General features: G+C 67.0%; 19 protein-coding genes. 3 read left to right on the top strand and 16 right to left on the bottom strand.

Going from position 1 to position 19298, the window contains the following annotated elements; all coding sequences use genetic code 11:
- The first annotated feature begins 51 nt into the window (after positions 1-51).
- Genes DXD56_RS00850 through DXD56_RS00840 form a run of 3 tightly spaced genes read left to right on the top strand, consistent with a single transcriptional unit; the run spans position 52 to position 3454 of the window.
- Positions 52-1470: an efflux RND transporter periplasmic adaptor subunit gene (locus DXD56_RS00850; RefSeq protein WP_117639419.1), complete on the top strand. Its 1419-nt coding sequence runs from the start codon at positions 52-54 to the stop codon at positions 1468-1470.
- The gene (locus tag DXD56_RS00845) at positions 1470-2243 is read left to right on the top strand and encodes an ABC transporter ATP-binding protein (protein WP_117639417.1); all 774 of its coding nucleotides are present in this window, start codon (positions 1470-1472) and stop codon (positions 2241-2243) included. The genes DXD56_RS00850 and DXD56_RS00845 overlap by 1 nt, the downstream gene beginning before the upstream one ends.
- The gene (locus DXD56_RS00840; RefSeq protein ID WP_117639415.1) at positions 2240-3454 is read left to right on the top strand and encodes an ABC transporter permease; all 1215 of its coding nucleotides are present in this window, start codon (positions 2240-2242) and stop codon (positions 3452-3454) included. Before DXD56_RS00845 ends, DXD56_RS00840 begins: the two co-directional genes overlap by 4 nt.
- Positions 3455-3662: 208 nt before the next feature.
- Here DXD56_RS00840 and cobK read toward each other — a convergent pair whose 3' ends face one another.
- The 16 genes from cobK to cbiD form a co-directional block, all read right to left on the bottom strand.
- Positions 3663-4436, bottom strand: coding sequence for a precorrin-6A reductase (gene cobK / locus DXD56_RS00835; protein ID WP_117639413.1), 774 nt, complete (start codon positions 4434-4436; stop codon positions 3663-3665).
- Positions 4433-5074 (bottom strand): precorrin-8X methylmutase, encoded by a 642-nt coding sequence (locus DXD56_RS00830; protein WP_117639411.1) that lies wholly within the window; start codon positions 5072-5074, stop codon positions 4433-4435. Before DXD56_RS00830 ends, cobK begins: the two co-directional genes overlap by 4 nt.
- Positions 5075-5590 carry a cob(I)yrinic acid a,c-diamide adenosyltransferase gene (locus tag DXD56_RS00825; protein WP_117639409.1) on the bottom strand — a complete coding sequence of 172 codons (516 nt, stop codon included), beginning with the start codon at positions 5588-5590 and terminating at the stop codon, positions 5075-5077.
- Positions 5587-7086: a cobyric acid synthase gene (locus DXD56_RS00820; protein WP_233524896.1), complete on the bottom strand. Its 1500-nt coding sequence runs from the start codon at positions 7084-7086 to the stop codon at positions 5587-5589. Before DXD56_RS00820 ends, DXD56_RS00825 begins: the two co-directional genes overlap by 4 nt.
- Positions 7079-8302, bottom strand: a complete 1224-nt coding sequence (locus DXD56_RS00815) for a histidinol-phosphate transaminase (protein WP_158549253.1) — start codon at positions 8300-8302, stop codon at positions 7079-7081. The genes DXD56_RS00820 and DXD56_RS00815 overlap by 8 nt, the downstream gene beginning before the upstream one ends.
- Positions 8299-9273, bottom strand: a complete 975-nt coding sequence (gene cbiB, locus DXD56_RS00810; protein WP_117639403.1) for an adenosylcobinamide-phosphate synthase CbiB — start codon at positions 9271-9273, stop codon at positions 8299-8301. The genes DXD56_RS00815 and cbiB overlap by 4 nt, the downstream gene beginning before the upstream one ends.
- Positions 9273-10025, bottom strand: a complete 753-nt coding sequence (locus tag DXD56_RS00805) for a histidine phosphatase family protein (protein WP_233524895.1) — start codon at positions 10023-10025, stop codon at positions 9273-9275. Before DXD56_RS00805 ends, cbiB begins: the two co-directional genes overlap by 1 nt.
- 245 nt (positions 10026-10270) lie before the next feature.
- Positions 10271-11038: an adenosylcobinamide-GDP ribazoletransferase gene (cobS, locus tag DXD56_RS00800; protein ID WP_158549251.1), complete on the bottom strand. Its 768-nt coding sequence runs from the start codon at positions 11036-11038 to the stop codon at positions 10271-10273.
- Complete coding sequence (locus tag DXD56_RS00795; RefSeq protein WP_117639507.1) at positions 11035-11583, bottom strand: bifunctional adenosylcobinamide kinase/adenosylcobinamide-phosphate guanylyltransferase; 549 nt, start codon at positions 11581-11583, stop codon at positions 11035-11037. Before DXD56_RS00795 ends, cobS begins: the two co-directional genes overlap by 4 nt.
- Positions 11580-12722, bottom strand: coding sequence for a nicotinate-nucleotide--dimethylbenzimidazole phosphoribosyltransferase (locus DXD56_RS00790; protein WP_117639397.1), 1143 nt, complete (start codon positions 12720-12722; stop codon positions 11580-11582). The genes DXD56_RS00795 and DXD56_RS00790 overlap by 4 nt, the downstream gene beginning before the upstream one ends.
- The gene (locus tag DXD56_RS00785; RefSeq protein WP_233524894.1) at positions 12715-14097 is read right to left on the bottom strand and encodes a cobyrinate a,c-diamide synthase; all 1383 of its coding nucleotides are present in this window, start codon (positions 14095-14097) and stop codon (positions 12715-12717) included. The genes DXD56_RS00790 and DXD56_RS00785 overlap by 8 nt, the downstream gene beginning before the upstream one ends.
- Positions 14094-15566, bottom strand: a complete 1473-nt coding sequence (cbiE, locus tag DXD56_RS00780; protein WP_117639395.1) for a precorrin-6y C5,15-methyltransferase (decarboxylating) subunit CbiE — start codon at positions 15564-15566, stop codon at positions 14094-14096. The genes DXD56_RS00785 and cbiE overlap by 4 nt, the downstream gene beginning before the upstream one ends.
- On the bottom strand, positions 15554-16297 hold the full coding sequence (gene cobJ / locus DXD56_RS00775) for a precorrin-3B C(17)-methyltransferase (RefSeq protein WP_117637724.1): 744 nt from the start codon (positions 16295-16297) through the stop codon (positions 15554-15556). Before cobJ ends, cbiE begins: the two co-directional genes overlap by 13 nt.
- Positions 16297-17430: a cobalt-precorrin 5A hydrolase gene (locus tag DXD56_RS00770; RefSeq protein ID WP_117639393.1), complete on the bottom strand. Its 1134-nt coding sequence runs from the start codon at positions 17428-17430 to the stop codon at positions 16297-16299. The genes cobJ and DXD56_RS00770 overlap by 1 nt, the downstream gene beginning before the upstream one ends.
- A complete protein-coding gene (gene cobI, locus DXD56_RS00765; RefSeq protein WP_117637722.1) occupies positions 17431-18120 on the bottom strand; it encodes a precorrin-2 C(20)-methyltransferase in 690 nt (229 codons plus the stop codon).
- On the bottom strand, positions 18113-19297 hold the full coding sequence (cbiD, locus tag DXD56_RS00760) for a cobalt-precorrin-5B (C(1))-methyltransferase CbiD (protein ID WP_255413170.1): 1185 nt from the start codon (positions 19295-19297) through the stop codon (positions 18113-18115). The genes cobI and cbiD overlap by 8 nt, the downstream gene beginning before the upstream one ends.
- Between the last annotated feature and the right edge of the window lies 1 nt (position 19298).

Here is a 19298-nt window from a genome sequence, read left to right as displayed (position 1 = left end):
TACGCGACGAGCGCATATACTTATTGAGGAACTTTCTATAAAGGAGACGCTATGCCGAATGTCCCCACCATCACCCCAGGCCCGGATGATGCCGAGTACACGCCCGAAGGTGCCACCGAAACGATTCCTCTGATTAAAAACGTACATGCCGACAAGCAGAGCGAACGCACGAACGATACGGCCGAAATTTCCGATGAAGAGGCGTATGCCAAGCTCAAGGCAAAACGTGCCGAACGTCGACGCAAAAAGCTGATTCGACGCGGTATTGCCGCCGGCGTCGTAGGTGCCATCGCGCTCATTGCCATTGTCGCAACCCTGGTTATCAATGCGCAGCCGCAGGGCGCTAGCGGGCCTGTGACCGACATGGTGACCGAGGGCACGTTTACCACAACGGTCGAGGCGAAAGGCCAGCTCAAACCCATTTCGTCCTCAGTGGTCTCCCCTTCTGTCGACGGTACGGTCGATTCGATCAACGTGCAGGCAGGCCAATCCGTCAACGAGGGCGACGTGCTTATGACCATTAAAAACGACGAGCTCGATCGCAACGTTGCCGAGGCGCAGCGTGCAGTTGCAGCCGCCCAGGAAGACCTCACCAACGCGCAGAAAGCCGCCGCTGTCGCGCAGGCCACCCCAACGACGGACGTCGATGGAGCTTCCGCAGCGGCTGGCGTCTCCGCCGCATCAGCGGACACGAACGCCGTATCGGCCGCGCAGCGCAGCCTCGCATCGGCCCAGGCAAACCTCGACCAGGCGAACGCCAAGGCCGCCAGCCGTACGGTCACGGCCCCGAGCTCGGGTAGCATCGTGGAGCTCAACGCCAAGGTGGGCGCCACGGTAACAGGCGGCATGATCATGGGCGAAAGCGATACAAGCGGCGGCAAGCAGTGCATGCAGATTGCCGACCTGTCCAAGATGAAGGTGACCGTGCAGGTGGGCGAAAAGGATATCGCCAAGATCGCCGTGGGCCAGAGCGCCAACGTGACCTATCCAGCGTTTCCCGATATCGTGAGCCAGGGAACGGTCACGGCCATCGCCTCGGTGGCAAACTCCGACTCCAACTCCGGCGGCGGCAGCGTAACCTTTAACGTCGACATCCTCATCGAAGCACCCGACAGTCGCCTTAAGCCGGGTATGACTGCCGAGGTCTCGGTAGTGACCGAGAAGCTCGACGACGTGGTTATGGTGCCGACCATGGCGCTGATGACCGAAGATGGCGAGCACTATTACGTCAATCTGGCCACCGATTCGGAAGGCAAGAAGACGCGCCGCGTGAAGGTGACCGTCGTGACGCAAAACGACAACGAGGCTGTAGTCGGTAAGACGCAGGTCAAGCGCGACGACCAGGGCAACGAGATCAACCCAGACGTCCCGGTTACCAAGTTACGCGACGGCGACACCATCGTGACGGATACCGGCACAGGCATGACGGCAGACGGCGGCGACAATATGTCTGCCGACGAGGGCAAGTAATGCGTCCCGTCATCGACATCCGCAACGTGCACCGCATCTTTGAGAGCGAGGCCGGTTGCGCCCACATCCTGCACAACGTGAGCCTGGCGGTGAACCCCGGTGAGTTCGTCGCAATCACCGGCCCCTCGGGCTCGGGCAAGTCGACGCTCATGAACATCCTGGGCTGCTTGGACAAGCCGACGGCGGGTGATTATTTCCTGCAAGGGCTCAACGTCGCCGAGCTCGACGATGATGAGCTCACCGAGGTGCGCGCGCTGAGCATCGGCTTTGTCTTTCAGAGTTTTAACTTGCTGCCGCGTCTGACGGTGATCGAAAACGTCATGCTGCCGCTGTCCTACACCAATGTGCCGCGTAGCCAGCGCGAGATGCGCGCCGTGCACGCGCTGCAAGCCGTCACACTGCCGGTCGACCATTGGGACCACCGCATATCGGAACTCTCGGGCGGACAGATGCAGCGCGTCGCCATCGCGCGCGCCCTCGTCAACGACCCGCCCATCATTTTGGCCGACGAGCCAACGGGAAATCTAGACTCGACAACCGGGGCGCTCGTCATGGAAACCTTCCACAAGCTCCAGAAACGCGGCAAGACCATCGTACTCATCACGCATGACCCCGGCATCGCCGCCGAGGCCGATCGAGCCGTAACCATCCGTGACGGGCGAATCCATGACGGCGCATATGTCGCGCATACACCGAATACGTTACGCGGGGCCGTGAACGCCCTGCCCACGATTTCGACATCCACCAATCAGCCGAAGGGAGCGAAGGAATGAGCACCCGCGATCTTGTCCAAGAAGCCCTTCACTCGCTCGAGGCCAACAAGGGACGCAGCCTGCTCACCATCCTTGGCATCGTCATTGGCATCGCCTCGGTCATCGCCATGACTTCGCTCATCGGCGGCATCCAAAACAGCCTGGTCAACAGCCTGGGCCTCAATGCAGCCCGCATGGTAGAGATCTATTCGTCCCAAGAACTCACCGATTCGGATGTGGAAAAGCTTCGCAAACTGGTGCCGCAGATTGAGCAGATCGGCATCGTCGATAGCGCCTATTCCGAGTACAAGGTCGAGGATAAAAGCTATACCGTCATGGCACACGGCGTCGATAGCGACATGCTCGATGCCGTGGGCGCCAGCAAGCTCGTTGCGGGACGTGTCTATTCACAGGCAGAGTCTCAATCAGCCTCGCGCGTGGCGCTCATCAGCCGCGGCGGCGCCGATCAGCTTTACGGCAACGAACAGGACGCACTGGGGAAAACCATCAAGGTGTCCAACGGCGAGGTGCAGATTGTAGGCGTGATTGATGGCGGCAGCGACTCCATGGGCTCGCTCACGCTATATATGCCACGCGAAACCATCTCCGGCCTGTTTGGCGACGAGAATCCTTCATTCCCCAGCGTGACGGCACTTGCCGCCGAGGGCACAGACATGGACGAGCTCTGCAAGACCATCGAGTCTAAGGTGCGCGCGATGAAGGGCATCTCGGAGGATGATGAGTACGACAGCGTATCGGCGACCTCCATGAAAAGCGCCATCGATGCACTCAACTCGTTTATGGGCGCCTTCTCGCTCATCATGGGCGCTGTCGCCAGTATCTCACTGCTTGTCGGCGGAATCGGCATTATGAATATGATGCTTACCAACGTGACTGAGCGCATCCGCGAGATCGGTATTCGCCGTGCCTTGGGCGCCAGTCGCCGCGATATCACCGCGCAGTTTTTGGCCGAGTCCTCGGCGCTGTGCGTCACCGGTGGCCTGCTGGGTGTCCTGATTGGCTATCTGCTGGCCTGGGGCCTCGCGATGTTTGCCGCAGGATCAGGGGTTCTCAACGAGCTCGGTGCCAGTGGGGAGATCACACCGAGCTTTTCAATCGCCACGGTGCTGCTGGCCTTCGGCGTCTCCGTCGGCATCGGCGTGATCTTTGGCTTCTACCCCGCTCGCCGCGCGGCAAAGCTCAACCCGGTGGAGTGCCTACGCTACCAGTAAGCCACCACCAACAAGTTGCGGCGAATTAGGGGCCGTTTGGGGGTGCGGACGCCGGAAACGTAGAGATCGGCCTCGCCGAAGTCGGCCTGGGCCCGGCAGGGCCTGCGTCAGCATTGCCAAAAACGCCTATCGAAAGGGCGAATCCTTCTTGACAGAACTACAGGAACACCCCCACGCGGGCGGGAGGGCGCGCAGGTGCGGCAAGCGCCTAGCGCGCGAACTCCCGTAAGAGCGCGTCTTCCACTTCCCGAAGCGAAAGGGCCCCGCCTCCCTCGGCGGGACGGGTGACCACGATGCAGCGCGCTCCCACGTCGCGCGCGGAGGCGAGCTTCTCGGCCGTGCCGCCTACGGTTCCCGAGTCCTTGGTCACAAGCCACTGGGCGCCCACCTGCCGAAGCATCGCCTCGTTGAGCTCGCGGGTGAAGGGCCCCTGCATGCCGATGACGTGCGACGGCGAAAACCCCGCGTCGATGCACTTCGTTATAGCACTGGGCAGCGGGAGCACGCGCACGAAGAAGCGCTCCGCGAAATCGGCGACGCGCGTGTAGGGAGCAAGCTCCTTGCTCCCCGTCGTGAGAAGAGCGCGACCCGGGTTCTCGGAGAGAAAGCGCGCCGCGCAGGCGATCGACGCGACCGACACGACGCCTTTGGGCAGCGCCTCGACCGGGCGCGCAAGGCGCAGGCATCGTGCACCCACGGCGAGCGAAGCGGCCCGGATGTTGCCGCTTGCGAGCGTAGCGAAGGGGTGCGTGGCGTCGACAACGATGCGCGCGCCGGAAAGCTCGCGCTCCATGTCAGCCTCGTCGAGCCTGCCCGCATGCACCTCGATGCCTGGAAGCTCGCCCAAAAGCTCGCCTCCGTACTCGGTTGCCGCATAGGTACGGGCGGGGATGCCCGCCCCGCTCGCCCATTCGCACAGAAGGCGGCCCTCGGTGGTGCCGGCGAAGATGCGCAGCGCCGGCGCGGATGCGGGCGCCGTCACTTCGGGCCGCCTGGGCGCGTGATCTGGTAGAGCAGCGCGTTCATAATGGCGGCCGCCACGTTCGAGCCGCCCTTGCGACCCCTCGCGACGATGGCCGGTACGCGTCGCGCGAGTAACTCCTCTTTCGCCTCGACCACGTTCACAAACCCGACCGGCACCCCAACGACGAGCGCGGGCGCGATCTTCCCCGCGTCCATGAGCTCGGCGAGGCGCAGAAGTGCTGTGGGAGCGTTGCCGACGGCCACGATGAGCGGACCCTCGATGCCGCTAGCTTTGTCCATGCTCGCAACGGCGCGAGTCGTGCCCGCGGCGCGCGCAGCCGCGGCGACATCAGGGTCGGCCATGTAGCACACGGCCTTGCAGCCGAGCTTCGCGAGCGCGGGCTTGCTTATGCCTGCGAGCGCCATGTTCGTGTCGGTGAGCACCGCGGCCCCTGCGCGCAGTGCGTCGAGCGCACAGTGCGCGGCGTCATGGGTGAACACGAGGGAATCGGCGTACGAGAAGTCGGCAGTGGTGTGGATGACGCGCTTCACGACGGGCTCTTCGAGCGGCGGGAACGTGCGGCCGCCGAGCTCTTCGGTGATGATCTCGAAGCTGCGCCGCTCGATGTCGCCGGGCGCCATCTCCTTGGAATCCATCTAGTACTCCACTCCTTCCCTTGCACATATCCCCTGCTCGTAGGGATGCTTCTCGCACCGCATCTCGGTTATGTAGTCGGCCTTCTCCACGATCTTGCGGGAAGGCGCGCGCCCGGTGAGCGCTACTTCGACGCCGCGCGCGGACATATCGAGCGCGCGGTCCACGAGCGCCTCGTCGACAAGCCCCTTCGAAAGCGCGTCGAGCGCCTCGTCGAGCACGAGCAGCCCCTCTTGCGCGCCCTCGAGCTCGGCGAGCGCGGAAGCGAGGTTCCCATCGTGCAGCTCGCACGTCGCGGCAAGTTCTTCCGACGTCATCGACCAGGTAAACTTGTCCGACGCCTTCCCCGCGAACACGGGCACGCCGAAATGCTCGGCGAGCAGGCGCACCTCCCCGCTTTCGCCGTCTTTCAGGAACTGCACGACGACGACGCGGCGGCCTGCAGCGAGCATGCGAAGGGCGAGGCCCATCGCCGCCGTGGTCTTGCCTTTGCCGTCGCCATGATACACGTGGATCATACGCCCTCCTCGATAATGCGGTAGACATACTCCATGTCGAGCGCCCCGCGCACGACGTCGGCCAGGCGGTCGAACTCGCGCGCACGGTGATCGGCCGCGGACGCCGCGCCCGCAGCACCCACGACGTTCTCGGGCAGGCCGCGCATGCGCGCGAGCGAGCGCGCGAGGGCGAGCGCCACCCCCGGTTCGTCGAACAGGCCGTGGAGATAGGTTCCGAACACGTTTACGCAGGCCGCGCCTTCTGGTTTGCCGCCAATCGTGCCCGCAGGAGCGCAGGAGACGGTCGTTTCGCCGTCGTGAATCTCGTACCCGCGCGCCGTCATGCCGTTCCACGCCGAGAACGCGCCTTGGGCGCCCGTGATGCGCAGCTCAGACTGGGCGAGGCGCTTTTCCTCCTTGAACACCGTACTTGCAGGGATGAGCCCGAGCCCGCGCGCGGTGCCAGCGCCTTCCCTGCCGTGCGGGTCGGAAAGCTCGTCTCCCAAAAGCTGGTAGCCTCCGCATATGCCGAGCACCGGCGTGCCCGTGCCCGAAAGCGCGCGTACACAGGCCCCGATGCCGCTAGCCGCAAGCCAGCGCGCGTCGTCGAGCGTAGTCTTCGAGCCGGGAAGCACCACCAGGTCGGGTCGGCCCAGATCGGTCGTCGAGGAAACGTAGCGCACGCCCACGCCGGGCACGCGCGAAAGCGGGTCGAAGTCGGTGAAGTTCGACAGATGCGGAAGACGCACGACGGCGACGTCGATGACGCCGCGCGCCTCGCGGGCAGATAGGCGCGGCGCGAGCGAGTCCTCGTCGTCCAGGTCGAGCGTAAGATACGGCACGACCCCCACGACGGGAACCCCGCACATCTTCTCGAGCGGGGCCAAACCCGGGCGCAGGATTTCCACATCGCCGCGGAACTTGTTCACCACAAGCCCCCGCAAAAGCGCGCGGTCCTCGGGCGCAAGGAGCGCGACCGTGCCGTAGAGCTGGGCAAACACCCCGCCCGGGTCGATGTCGCCCGCGAGCAGCACGGGGGAGGACACGGCGCGCGCGAGCCCCATGTTGACGATGTCGTTTTCGGCAAGGTTGATTTCGGCGGGGCTGCCGGCGCCCTCGATGACGATGACGTCGTTTTCCTCCGCGAGCGAATCGAACGCCTCCAAAATCTGCGGCATGAGCGCCTTCTTTCGCGCGAAGTAGTCCCTCGCAGCGAAGGCTCCCTGCGCCTTGCCGGCCACGATGAGCTGGCTTCGGTGGCCGCTTTCGGGCTTGAGCAGGATGGGGTTCATGCGCACGTCGGGCGCGATGCCGCACGCCTCGGCCTGCATGATCTGGGCGCGCCCCATCTCGAGCCCGTCGGCCGTGACACCGCTGTTGAGTGCCATGTTCTGGCTCTTGAAGGGAGTCACGCGCAGGCCGTCCTGCGAAAGTACGCGGCACAGCCCAGCCGCAAGCAGGCTCTTCCCCGCGTTCGACATGGTGCCCTGGATCATGATGGGCTTCGCCCTACCCACGGGTATCGACCTCCTTCGCCGAGCCTCGGCCATCCGCGCCCGCCATAGCGCCGCTGCAAGAAGCGCCGCCCCGTTCGTCGGGTTCGCCTTCGCCCGATGCGCCTTCCGCCCGAAGCGCACGGCTGAACGCCATCGCAAGCCGGGCATTCTCCTTGCGCGTGCGCACCGCGACGCGGCACCAGAAACGGGACAGTACCGAAAACGAGTCGCACGTGCGGACCAAAACCCCCTGTTTATACAGGCGCTCGGGGATGTCTTTCGCCGGCGTGCGGACTAAAAGGAAGTTCGCATCCGACGGCACGACGGAAAGCCCGAGCGAGGAGAGCTCATGGGAAAGCCACGCTCGCTCGCCCGCCAATACATCGCGCGTGCGCGAGACGTATTCAACGTCCTCCAGGGCGGCGATGCCCGCGGCCTCGGCGACCGAGGAGACGGGCCACGCCTGCCCCGCCCGGCGAATCCCCTCGATGAGTTGGGCGTTTCCGCTGATCAGATATCCCAACCGCAACCCCGCCATTCCGTAGAGCTTGGTGAACGCGGAGAGCACGGCCACATGGCGCGAACACGCGGCGCGTGCGGCCACGCTCCTTTCGCGGGCGTCGGGCGCAAATCCGAGAAAGCACTCGTCCACGACGAGCAGCGCGCCCACCTGCTCGCAGCGGCAGGCCGCAGCATCGATCACACGGGGGTCGACGAGGCGCCCCGTCGGGTTGTTCGGATTGCAGAGGTACGCCACGTCTCTCGGCCCCTCGATCGCGCGGGCGAAGGAGGCAGGCACGTCGAAGTCGTCCGCTTCGGAGAGCGGGAACTCCTGCACGCATGCGCCGTAGTACGATGCCGCCTCCGCATATTCAGAGAACGTCGGCGCGCACACGACGAGGCGTTTCGAGCGCACCGCCGCGGCGAGCCGCCAGATGATGTCGGACGCGCCCGCGCCGCAGACGATAGTATCTTCGGGAATGCCCTGGTCGCGCGCTAGCGCGCGAACGAGGGCGAGGCTTTCCCTATCGGGGTAGGCGTCGATTCGAGAAAGCGCCTTGCAAGCTGCGGCGACGGCGCGCGGCGAGGGGCCTGCCGGATTCACGTTCACCGAGAAGTCAATGAGGTCGGAGGCACCCCCTTCGCAAGCGATGCCGAGCGATTGCGCGCTGCCCCCATGCGTGCGGGCGCGCAGGATTCCCCCGGCAGCCCGGGGCGCGGCGTGGTCTTTCCTCATGCCATCGCCCCCACGGCGAGCACGACCGCCGCGCGCGCGGCGCCGAAGACGACGAGCGCGCATACGGACGCGGCGAGCATGAGCCTTGTCGCCCGGGCGATGTCGCCCCACTCGATTTCGCGGGACGCGTCGCCTATCGTCGGTTTCTCAACGAGCTTGCCGAAATACACCGCGGGTCCTGCCAGGCGCAGTCCGAGCGCACCCGCGCACGCCGACTCGGTCTGCGCCGCGTTCGGGCTCGCATGGCGACGCCTGTCGCGGCGCCAGATGCGCGCCGCCCCGCGCGCGTCGAGCCCGACGATCGGGCACACGGCGATCATGAACAGGGCCGATAACCGCGAGGGAATCCAGTTCACCGCATCGTCGAGGCGCGCCGAGGCGCAGCCGAAGTCGATGTAGCGCTCGTTTGTGTAGCCCACCATGCTGTCGAGCGTGTTCACCGCCTTGTACGCCATGCCCAAAGGCGCACCCCCGATCATAAGGTAGAAAAGCGGCGCGATGACACCGTCGCTCGCGTTCTCCGCCACCGTTTCCACGGCGGCGCGCGCGACGCCCTGCTCGTCGAGAACAGACGTGTCACGTCCCACGATGAGCCCGACGGCTTCGCGCGCCGCGACAAGTCCGCCCTTCGAGAACGCGCGGGCAACGGCCAGGCTCTGGCGGCGCAGCTCGCATGCCGCGAGAATCTGATAGCTCGCCCATGTCTCGGCCACGAAGCGCAAGCCGGAGTGAACCATGCCGCAAAGATGCAGGATTCCCCAGGTCAAAAGCCCACACGCAAGCGGAAGCGCCACGGCGAGCACAAGCCCTGCGGCGCGCGTGCCCGCGGACGTTTGCGGGAATGCGCCCCGCAGGCGGCCTTCGGCCCACGTGATCGCGCGCCCCATGGCGACGACGGGATGGGGAAGCCAGCGCGGGTCGCCGAAGGCAAGGTCGGCCGCGAACCCGGCGGCGACGGCAAGAATCGTCATCACCGGGCATCGCCCCCCCAAGCGGGGCGAACGTCGCGAAGGCAGCGCCCATCCCAAGTGGCGGCCCATGCGCCGCCCGGCTCGGTATGCACGTCGAAGTATCCCATTTTCGGGACAGCTAGCTCGGAGAGCAGCGCTTTCACGGTACCCGCGTGAACGACGAAGACGGCGCGCCCACTCCCCTGGGCGCGCTCCGATTCGCACGCCTCCCGAAACGCCGCGATGACGCGGCGGGTGAAATCGCTCTTGCCCTCGCCATGCGGGCAGCGCGTCTCGCACCAGGAGTCTACCCAGGCGCGATAGCGCGCATCCTCTTTAAGCTCGGCGGCGCTTCGCCCCTCGAAGTCGCCGAAATCCATCTCGCGCAGACCGGGGCACGCCATAAGCTCCGCGTTCGGGAAGAGGATGCGCGCCGTCTGGTCGGTGCGGGCCATGCCGCTCGTGATAACACGGAACACGTCACGATCGCACGCGAGGTCGCGCAAAGCGCGCTCGCCCGCACTCGACAGGGGCTCGTCGGTGCCCGCCCCGCTGTAGCGATGGTCTTCCGTGCCCGCCGTGGCACCATGGCGCACGAAGACGACTTCCAAAAGCGCACCCGCGCCCTGCGTCCCTCGAGGTGCATCGGCAAGGTTTCCTTTGATGACCTGGGGAATCCCGCACGTCATGCGCACGACGACGTCGGCGCGCGCAGCGAGCGCGCATCCCAGGCGCCCCGCGCGCTCGCGCCATTGGGCGTCTTCCGCACTCATGGGGACGACCCCCGAGCCGACCAAGGGCAGAATCACTGCGTCGAAGCCGATCAGCCGCTCGAGCGCCCGGTCAGCGTCGAGCGCGCGTACGAGTTCCTCAGCATGGTATGCGACGCGGCCGGCAAAAGCCGCGGGCACGCCGCCCTCCGCAAGCTGCGCCGCGTCGACGAAATCGTCCGCCGCGAACCCGAGTTTTTCGCGCACGAAGGTCCTCTTCCCCGAATGCGCGCCACCTACCACGAGCATCATAGGAGCATGCCCCCCACCACCAGCATGGCAAGCATCGCGAGCTCGGCCCATTGCAGAAACCATCCGGCCAAATCCCCCGTCACCCCGCCGAAGCGGGACAGGGCAACATGGCGGTACCACGCGAGCACCAAAAGCCCCGCCACCGCCATAAGGGCGCCGACGGCCTGAGCGCACGCGACCATCCCTGCAGCCGAAGCCGCTGCGAAAGCGTAAAGCGGAACGACGATCGCCGCGCGCTTCTTCGCAGGCGAGAGCCCCGCGGCCATGCCGTCCGCCCGCGCGGCAGGCCAGTATTCAACGGCGAGCCCCGAAAGCGAGCGGGAGAACACGAGCGAGCACAGAAGCGCGAGGAACGCCCCCGCCGTAAGCGGCAGCGCGGTGAACAGGGAAAACTGCAGAATAAGGTACACAACAACACCGATGACCCCGAAGGCGCCCGCCCGCGGGTCGTGCATGATCTCGAGCTTTCGCTCGCGCGGGGCCCAACTTGCAAGCGCATCGGAGGTGTCGCAGAGCCCGTCTAGGTGGATGCCTCCCGTCACCGCCACAGGCAGCGCCACGAGCACGGCCGCGACGATGGTCGCGGGCACGCCGAGCAGGTTCGCCACGTACCCCCACGCCGTCATGAGGAAGCCTTCCGCAAGGCCCACCAGGGGAAACACGGCAAGCGCATGGGTTGACCCGAAATCGGTCCAGGCCGATTTCGGGACGGGGATGCGCGAGAACGTTCCGAACGCCGCGCCGATTGCCTCTACTATCTTCACCTTGTAGGTCCTTCGCCTTTCATACACACGGGAATCCCGCATACCACTTCGACTGCGCGATCGGCCAGCGCCGCCACACCCGCGTTCACGCGCGCGAGCGCGCGCCTCCATGCCTCGGTCCCTTCATCGTAGCGCATCCCATCGGCGAACACGTCGACGGTGACCACCACCGTATACGCAGCGGCCTGAGCGAGCCGTTCAATGCCTCCGAGCACCTCGCGCGCCGCAGCGTCGGGGTCACGTGGGGACAAGCCGCCTTCCGCGAAAAGCTCGTTCGCAACCAGGTTGCCCACGTCCTCCAAAAGAAGCGTGCAGCCGCGCGGAAGCCCGGGCACTGCGGCGCCCACGTCACGCGTGCACTCGAGGGTGGAAAACCCCTTGCCCTCGCGCAGCGACCGATGGCGCGCGATGCGGCGGGCGCCCTCTTCCCCGAAGGGTTCCATCGTTGCCAGGTACACGCGGGGGCCGTCGTGCCCGAGGCACAGGGACTCGGCGTAGGCGCTCTTGCCGCTCGCGGCGGCGCCGATGACAAGTGTCACCGTCATTTCCCGGCCTCGAAATGCTCGTACGCAGCCATACCAGTCGCCGTGAACGTCTTCCCATCCCGGTACACGCGCAACGCCGAATCCAGAAGGGGCAGATACGCCATGGCGCCCGCGCCCTCGCCCAAGTGCATGCCTGCGTCGAGTGGTGCCTTTATGCCGAGCTCGCGAAGGAGCTCCTGGCTTGCGGGTTCGCTTGATGCGTGGGTGCCCACGAGGTAGCCCAAGGCGTTGGGGCACAGGCGCGCCGCGCACAGGGCCGCCGTGCAGGATATGACCCCGTCGAGGAGCGCCGGCGCCTTCGAGGCCGCGGCCCCCAGGTAGAAGCCGCACATCGCCGCGATGTCGAAGCCGCCCACCTTCGAGAGCACGTCGATCGGGTCGGCGGGATCGGGCGAGTTCGCGTCGATAGCACGCTCGACCACGTCGCGCTTGCGCGCGAGTGAGGCGTCCGAGAGCCCCGCGCCGCGCCCGACGAGGCTCCGCGCTTCCGCCCGGATGAGCACTGCGGCCACCGCCGCAGAGGTGGTCGTGTTGCCGATGCCCATCTCGCCCGCGGCGAGAAGGCGCACGCCGGTGCGGGCAAGCCCGCACGCGACGGCGATTCCGACCTCGATCGCGCGCACGGCCCCATCGCGAGACATAGCGGAACCGTGCGCGATGTTGCCGCTCCCCCGCCGCACGTTCGCGCGCACCATGCGCGTGTCTTCTATACCCCGGGCCATACCCACGTCGACGGGCACGACCTCGGCACCCGCGAACGCCGCCATGCGGCAGGCGCTCGTGGCCCCCTCGCACATGTTGCGCGCGACGGCTCGCGTCACGTCTTGCCCGCTTTGCGACACGCCTTCGGCAACGACACCGTTGTCGGAGAAGAATACCGCGAGCGCACGGGGAAACTCGGCCACCTCGGCGCTCCCCTGAGCTGCGGCGATACACGCGACGGCGTCTTCAAAGTCGCCCAATCCCCCCAAGGGGTGCGCGATGGAGTCCCACGCGGCGTACGCGGCGGCGCGGGCGCACTCGTCTGCGGGCTCGATCCGGGGGAGCGTGGCTTCGAGCACGGCGCCCGGCGCCGACGAGAACGCGCGCTCGACTTCCTCGCGGATGCAGGCGAGCGCGGTTTCGGTTGCTTCAGCCATGCCGTCTCCTCTCTGCAAACGACGCTGCGGCAGACGCGAACGCGCGCGCAACGTCGGGGTTCGCAGGATAGTACACATGCGGGAAGCCCGCAACCAGGGACGGGGTGGTCGACATGCACGGCCAGCCCTTGTCGCGCCGGGGCTTCTGCGCCCAGAAGTCGCCGCCCGGGCAGGTGGACTGCCAGTAGTGGAACTCGTGCGCGTGGATGCGTGTGCCGCGCGGCCCGTAGAGCCCGTCGCGTTGGGAAGTGAGCTCCACGTACCCGAAATGGGACAGCCTTCCCCCGTTCTCGCTCGCGCCCTCAAGGGCGCCCGCAACAGGCCAGCGCTGCCCCTCGCTATCGGCGATTTCGCGCTGCAGGTACAGAAACCCACCGCATTCGGCGACCGTCGGCATGCCGAATTCCACCGCGCACCGCACCGCCTCGCGCATCGGCGCGTTCTCGGAGAGCTGCCGCGCATGGAGCTCCGGGTAGCCGCCCCCCAGATAGAGGGCGCTTGCCCCCCGGGGCAACTCGCTATCACACAGGGGGCTGAAAAAGGCCAGCTCGCAACCCAGGTCCTCGAGCGCGCGCAGGTTCTCCTCGTAGTAGAACGAGAACGCCTCGTCACGCGCGACGGCGACGATGGGCCGCGCTCCCGCGATCGGCTCCAACCGGTAAGGTTCCTCGCGGATATCGGGTGCCGTCGCCGCTATTTCAAGCAAGCGGTCGACGTCGACGCTCTTTTCCACCAGCTCGGCCATCTTGTCGATGCGCGCGGAGAGCTGCTCGACCTCGTCGGCGGTCACAAGCCCCAGATGCCGGCTTTCGAGCGAGAACGCCTCGTCGGCGGGGATATTCCCCAAAACCGCGACGCCCGTGTGCTTCTCGATCGCAGGCGCCGCGTAGGCGCAGGCAGCGGCGCTCGTCTTGTTCAGCACGACGCCGCGCACGTTCGCACAAGGCAGGAACTCGGCGATGCCGCGGATTACGGCGGCGAGCGATAAAGACGCCCCGCGCCCGTTCACCACTAAAACGACCGGCGTTTCCGTGTCGCGCGCAACCTGATAGCTGCTCGCGTCGGCCACGCCGGGCGCCATGCCGTCGTAGAAGCCCATGACCCCCTCGAGCACCGCGACATCCGCGCCCGCGGCGCCGCGTGCGAGCAGGGCGCGCAGCGTCGGGGCGTCGGTGAAGAAGCCGTCTAAGTTGCCCGAGCGCGCACCCACGACGCGGCGATGAAAGAGCGGGTCAATGTAGTCGGGGCCGCATTTGAAGGCCGCGCACGCAAGACCACGGCGCGCGAGCGCGCGCAGGAGCGCGCACGTTACGACCGTCTTGCCGCTCCCGCTCGAGGGCGCAGCGACCATGAAGCGCGGGATGGACGTAATCACCGGGCGCCGCCTTCCCCACCTGCGGCGTTGCAATTAGCAAGCGAGACCACCTCAACGGATGGGTTCCCCTCCGCAGAGGGGTCCTCGCCGACAGGCGATTCAGCAAGCGCCCCGACTTCGGCAAGCTCCTCGGCATCCGCGGCCGCACCACGCGCGCTGACGAGGAACACGGGGTTTTGCGCCTTCATAAGATGGTGCGAGCCTACAGCCTCGGCGCGGGCGGCCGACACCTGGCACGCCTCGAACCCCTTAAAGCGCGAACCCGAGAGGAGCGCGCACGCCTCGGTGAGCGTCTCAACGGTGACGCATGGCACGCACAGGCGAACCTGCGAGTTCTTCTCGAGCGCCGCCTCCACGATGGAGGGAAGCTCGCCCGCGCTTCCGCCGACGAACACGGCGTCGGGGACGGGCAGTTTCGCGAGCGCTTCGGGGGCGACACCGGGGACCGCATGCACGTTGCCGCACCCGAATGCATCCGCGTTCTCTCGGATGAGCCGCACGCCGGCCGCGTTGCGCTCGACCGCCCATACCGACCCCGCTCGCGCGACGAGCGCCGCCTCGATCGACACGCTCCCCGTGCCGGCGCCGACATCCCACACGGTGTCGGTCGCGGTAAGGCGCAGCTTCGCGAGCGCGACGGCGCGCACCTCCTGCTTGGTCATGGGAACGTCGCCGCGGATGAAGAGCTCGTCGGGAATGCCCGAGGAAGCGTACGGCCAGCGGGAGCTCGCGGCGCGGAATGCGCCCGCAGAGACCGCCACGAAAGAAGCCGCCGCGGGCGCAGACGCGCCGGCCGGCGCCTCGGAGGCTGCGCTAGAGCCCGCAGGCGACCCGGCGCAGTCTGTGAACTCGATAAGCATCACGTTCAAGTCGTCGAACGTCTGACCTGCGATTTCACTTGCGGTCGCGCAGGTGATGCGCTCGTCGGGGTACGACAGGCGCTCGGCCACCGTCACGCGTGCGTCCCCGAAGCCCGCCTGCACAAGCTCGCCCGAAAGTCGCGAGGGGTCTTCCCCGCCCGACGTGGCGAGGAAGAGCTCACCTGCGCGCTCGGCCTCGGCCACAATGTCGCACGCCACGCCGTGAGCGCTCACGAAGCGCCAATCCTGCCATGGACGCGCGAGGCGCGCGGCGAGATACGACGCTGAGCTTATGCCGGGAATGACGCGCACGTCCACCTGCGCGTCGCCGGAGAGCGCCTCCACCAAGCGGCGCGCGCCGCTGAACAGCCCCACATCGCCCGTCATCACGACCACGGCGCGCTGCCACGACGCCGCATCGGTGAGCGCGGCGACGATGTCCGCCGTCTTAACGAGCTCGCATCTCACCACGTCGGGCGGCACGTCGATGCCGACGAGCGCGCGATGAGCGCCGATGACCACGTCGGCGATGTCGATCGCGTCGAGCGCCGCGCGCGCGAGCAAGTCGGGGTTTCCGGGCCCCGCCCCAATGATCGTTACCTTTCGCATGGAATCTCCCGATACCCGCGCGGCGTGACCATACGGCCGCCTACGCGCTTCGTGTCCGCGTTGCCGACGAACACGGTAGTGAACATGTCGGCGTCGAACTCCCCCAGCTCGGAGAGCCTGCACATGCCCGATTGCTGCCCCTCGCGCCCGATGTTGCGTACCCAACCGCAGAGCGTGTCGGGGGCCTTCCATTCGAGCATAATCTTCGCCGCGCGCGAGAGCCTGTCGGCGCGCTTTCTGCTGCGCGGGTTGTACAAACAGATGCAGAAGTCGGCGCTCGCCACGGCGGCGAGCCTGTGCTCGATGACCTCCCACGGCGTGAGCAGGTCGGAAAGCGACACGACCGCGAAATCGTGGGCAAGCGGGGCGCCGAGCACCGCCGACCCGCTCTGAGCCGCGGTGGCCCCGGCGATAACTTCCACGTCTACATCGGGGTAGTCCTCCGCAAGCTCCAGCACGGGGCTCGCCATGCCATACACGCCCGCGTCACCGCTGCACACGAGCGCCACCGCTTCTCCACTCTGCGCGCGCGAAAGCGCCACGCGGCACCGTTCGACCTCGTGCATCATCGGCGTCGCGAGACGCGCCGCGTCGGGCACGGCGGCGAGCGCGAGCTCCACGTATTTCGTGTACCCCACAACGATGTCGACCGCCTCGAGCGCGCGCCGAGCCGCAATCGTCATGCCGTCGGGGCCGCCCGGGCCGATCCCCACTACGAAGAGCTTTCCCATCACCGCTCCTTAAACGAAAGTTCGATAGTTACCTTGGAAAACGCGACGGTCACGCCGCCGTGAGCGAGCTTCGGGAAGATAAGTATGCCCCCGTCCGCGAGCGCCGCACGCTCGCACACGTTGTCGACTCCCACCGTCGCGCGCACGAAATCAGATGGCGAAACGCTGCCTTCGACCTGCGACAACTCCTCTGCGGAATACGTCGCGAGCGGGATATTGCGCGCGCGGCAGAAGGCGAGCAGACCCTCCTCGCGCGCCTTCACGTCGATCGTCGCCGCCTCGCACACGGCCGAAGGCGAGATACCCGCCTGCCCGCACGCGAGAAGAAACGCCTCCCCGATCGCTTCGGCGCACGCACCGCGGCGGCACCCTATGCCCACAACGATGCAGGGCACGACAAGGCGAAGCGGCTCGGGCGCAGGCGCCTGAGCCCGCACGCCCGCCGGCTTCCCCGTCTCACCGGCGGGTACGACCTCGCCCGTTGTCTCCGCCGCGCGAACGGACGCACCTGCATTCGCGCCAGCGAACGGCGACACGACGATATCGGCCCGAGCGCGGTCGGACGCAATGTCAACCCCCTCAGGCGGCTGTCCCGAAATCGGCATGTCGGAATAGAGCGCCACGCGCCCGCCCGAAAGCAGCCGTGCCGACACTCGCTTGATAGCCTCGGGATTCGAAACAGCGAGCCCCGCACGGCGCGCCCACGTATCCACCGCCCACACGCCGCGGACGTCGGTCGCCGTGGTGATGACGGGGATGGCCCCTGCCGCGCGTGCCACAGTTTGCGCAAGCTCGTTCGCACCGCCCAAATGCCCCGACAAAAGTGGGACGGCAAAGCGCCCCGCCTCGTCGATCACCACAACCGCGGAATCGGTTGCCTTCGAGGCGACATGCGGCGCGATCGCCCGCACGGCGATGCCCGCCGCGCCCACGAACAGAAGCGCGTCCGACGCTTCCCACGCGAGCGCCGTCCATGCGCGCAGGTCGGCCTTCCCCTCGCCGAACCCGCGCGAAACGGAAACGTCCCAGCCAGGGTCATCTTCACCTGTCTGCGCGCAATCGGAAAGCGCGCGTGCGGTGCGCTCCGCCAACGCATATCCCCTCTCAGTGAACGCTATGCAGGAAACCCTCATCTAGCGCACCACCATCGTCGAGAAGTAGCTGCCCCGATCGGGCACATCGTCGAGCGAGCGGTACACGCGCTCGCCCGGAAGCCCACAGTCCTCTACGAGCTCGGAACCGTCGAAGGCGCCCTCCTCGCGAAGGATGCGCTTCGTGTCCGCAAGCGAGCGGCGCGCCTTCATGACCACCTTCGTCCCCGGCCAGCCGATTGCGCGGCGCACGTCGTCGTAGCCGCCGGACACGATGTGCAGAGGCGACGACATCTCGGGCGTGAGGTCGCGCTCGAGCGCTGCGGCGACCGCGCAGAAGCTCGGCACGCCGGGAATGGCGCGCGCCTCGAACCCGCGGGCGCGCACGTCGGGCGCTATGCGCTGGAAGGTAGCGTAGATGCTTGGGTCCCCCAGGTTCAGCAGCGCGACGTCGCGGGCCGCATCCAGGTGCGCGACAAGCTCGCGAACAAGCGAGGCATGCTCGGCCGCGCGGCGCTCGGCGTCGCGCGTCATCGAGAATCGCACGGGGATCACCGTCTTGCCTGTAAGGTCGACGGCGCCGAGCACGATGTCGAGCGCGACCATGACCCCGTCCGCCGTCTGCGGTGCGGCGATGACCGGACACGATTCGATTGTGCGGACGGCCTTGATCGTGAGCAGCTCGGGGTCGCCAGGCCCCGTGCCCACCCCGTACAGCACGCCTTTACTCATACGTCGCCCCCAATTCCCCGATAACTGCATCGGCGCCCGACGTGCGGAAAAGCTCACAGCGCTCGGCGTCGAACACGACCGCGGCGATGTCGCATGCGCCCGCCGCGCGGCGGCGCAACCTGTCCTCGATTGCCGCAGCGAGCGAGGCGCGCGCAGCGTCCCCCACGCCGGCGGCCTCGATTACCTCGAGCGCCGCCGTGGTCGTGACCGACGACATGATCTCGCGCACGGTCTTCGCGCCCGCGCCGGCCAAGGCCGCGTGGGCGGCCAGAATCTCCGCGCGGCAGTCGGCGGTACGCGAATGGGTGTCCATGATGCCGCCCGCGACCTTCACCAGCTTGCCGATGTGTCCCACAAGAAGGACATTGGTAAATCCCTCGCGAACGCAGCAATCAATCGCATCGCCCACAAAGTTGGAGATGAAGACCACCGGCGCACCGTTTAGGTGGAAATGCCCCGAGATGAACTGCGCGCCGTAGTTGCCGGGCGTGAGCACGACTCCGCGCCGCCCCATAGCCGCATGCTGCCGGATCTCGAGCTCGATGCTGTCGCGCAAGGCAGCGAGGCTGCGCGGCTCGACGATGCCCGTCGTGCCCAGGATGGAGATGCCGTCCTCTATCCCCAGGTGCGGGTTGAAGGTCTTTTCGGCAAGGGCAACACCCTCGGGTACCGAAATCGTCACAGCAATATTTCCAGAAAAGCCGTGCGCGGCGCACACCTCGCGCACCGCCGAAGTGATCATCGCGCGCGGTGTCGCGTTGATGGCGGCCGCCCCCACCGGCTGTTCGAGCCCGGGCAATGTCACGCGCCCCACGCCCACGCCGCCATCGACGGAAACTTCCGATTCGCGCGCGGGCACGCCCTTGCTGCCCGCAGCGCCCGTGCCCGACCCCGCATGTTCCACGCGCGCGTACACGAGTACGCCGTCGGTCACATCGGCATCGTCGCCTGCGTCCTTTCGCACGGCGCACTGGGCGCACCCCTCGCCGATACATGCGTCTACCACGTTCGCCTCGACGGGCAGCCCGCCGGGGGTGACGATCGACACGCGGCCGACGGGCTTTCGTGACAAGAGCATCTCACAGGCCGCCTTCGCCGCGAGCGCGGCGCAGCTCCCCGTGGTGTAGCCGCAGCGCAGGCGGGTCGTCCCGGTATATATGTAGTGCTCGAAGGCCACG

The organism is Collinsella sp. TM06-3 (genome assembly GCF_003436395.1).
In the GTDB taxonomy this organism is placed as follows: domain Bacteria; phylum Actinomycetota; class Coriobacteriia; order Coriobacteriales; family Coriobacteriaceae; genus Collinsella.
Note: the sequence above shows the minus strand (reverse complement) of the source record. Positions and strands in the feature narration are given on the sequence as shown.

What these genes read in the sequence shown, in the direction of transcription:
- DXD56_RS00850 (WP_117639419.1), top strand. Translation starts at nt 52, where the DNA reads ATGCCGAATGTCCCCACCATCACCCCAGGCCCGGATGATGCCGAGTAC.
- DXD56_RS00845 (WP_117639417.1), top strand. Translation starts at nt 1,470, where the DNA reads ATGCGTCCCGTCATCGACATCCGCAACGTGCACCGCATCTTTGAGAGC.
- DXD56_RS00840 (WP_117639415.1), top strand. Translation starts at nt 2,240, where the DNA reads ATGAGCACCCGCGATCTTGTCCAAGAAGCCCTTCACTCGCTCGAGGCC.
- DXD56_RS00830 (WP_117639411.1), bottom strand. Translation starts at nt 5,074, where the DNA reads ATGGATTCCAAGGAGATGGCGCCCGGCGACATCGAGCGGCGCAGCTTC.
- DXD56_RS00825 (WP_117639409.1), bottom strand. Translation starts at nt 5,590, where the DNA reads ATGATCCACGTGTATCATGGCGACGGCAAAGGCAAGACCACGGCGGCG.
- DXD56_RS00815 (WP_158549253.1), bottom strand. Translation starts at nt 8,302, where the DNA reads ATGAGGAAAGACCACGCCGCGCCCCGGGCTGCCGGGGGAATCCTGCGC.
- cbiB (WP_117639403.1), bottom strand. Translation starts at nt 9,273, where the DNA reads ATGACGATTCTTGCCGTCGCCGCCGGGTTCGCGGCCGACCTTGCCTTC.
- DXD56_RS00805 (WP_233524895.1), bottom strand. Translation starts at nt 10,025, where the DNA reads ATGAGTGCGGAAGACGCCCAATGGCGCGAGCGCGCGGGGCGCCTGGGA.
- DXD56_RS00795 (WP_117639507.1), bottom strand. Translation starts at nt 11,583, where the DNA reads ATGACGGTGACACTTGTCATCGGCGCCGCCGCGAGCGGCAAGAGCGCC.
- DXD56_RS00790 (WP_117639397.1), bottom strand. Translation starts at nt 12,722, where the DNA reads ATGGCTGAAGCAACCGAAACCGCGCTCGCCTGCATCCGCGAGGAAGTC.
- cbiE (WP_117639395.1), bottom strand. Translation starts at nt 15,566, where the DNA reads ATGCGAAAGGTAACGATCATTGGGGCGGGGCCCGGAAACCCCGACTTG.
- cobJ (WP_117637724.1), bottom strand. Translation starts at nt 16,297, where the DNA reads ATGGGAAAGCTCTTCGTAGTGGGGATCGGCCCGGGCGGCCCCGACGGC.
- DXD56_RS00770 (WP_117639393.1), bottom strand. Translation starts at nt 17,430, where the DNA reads ATGAGGGTTTCCTGCATAGCGTTCACTGAGAGGGGATATGCGTTGGCG.
- cobI (WP_117637722.1), bottom strand. Translation starts at nt 18,120, where the DNA reads ATGAGTAAAGGCGTGCTGTACGGGGTGGGCACGGGGCCTGGCGACCCC.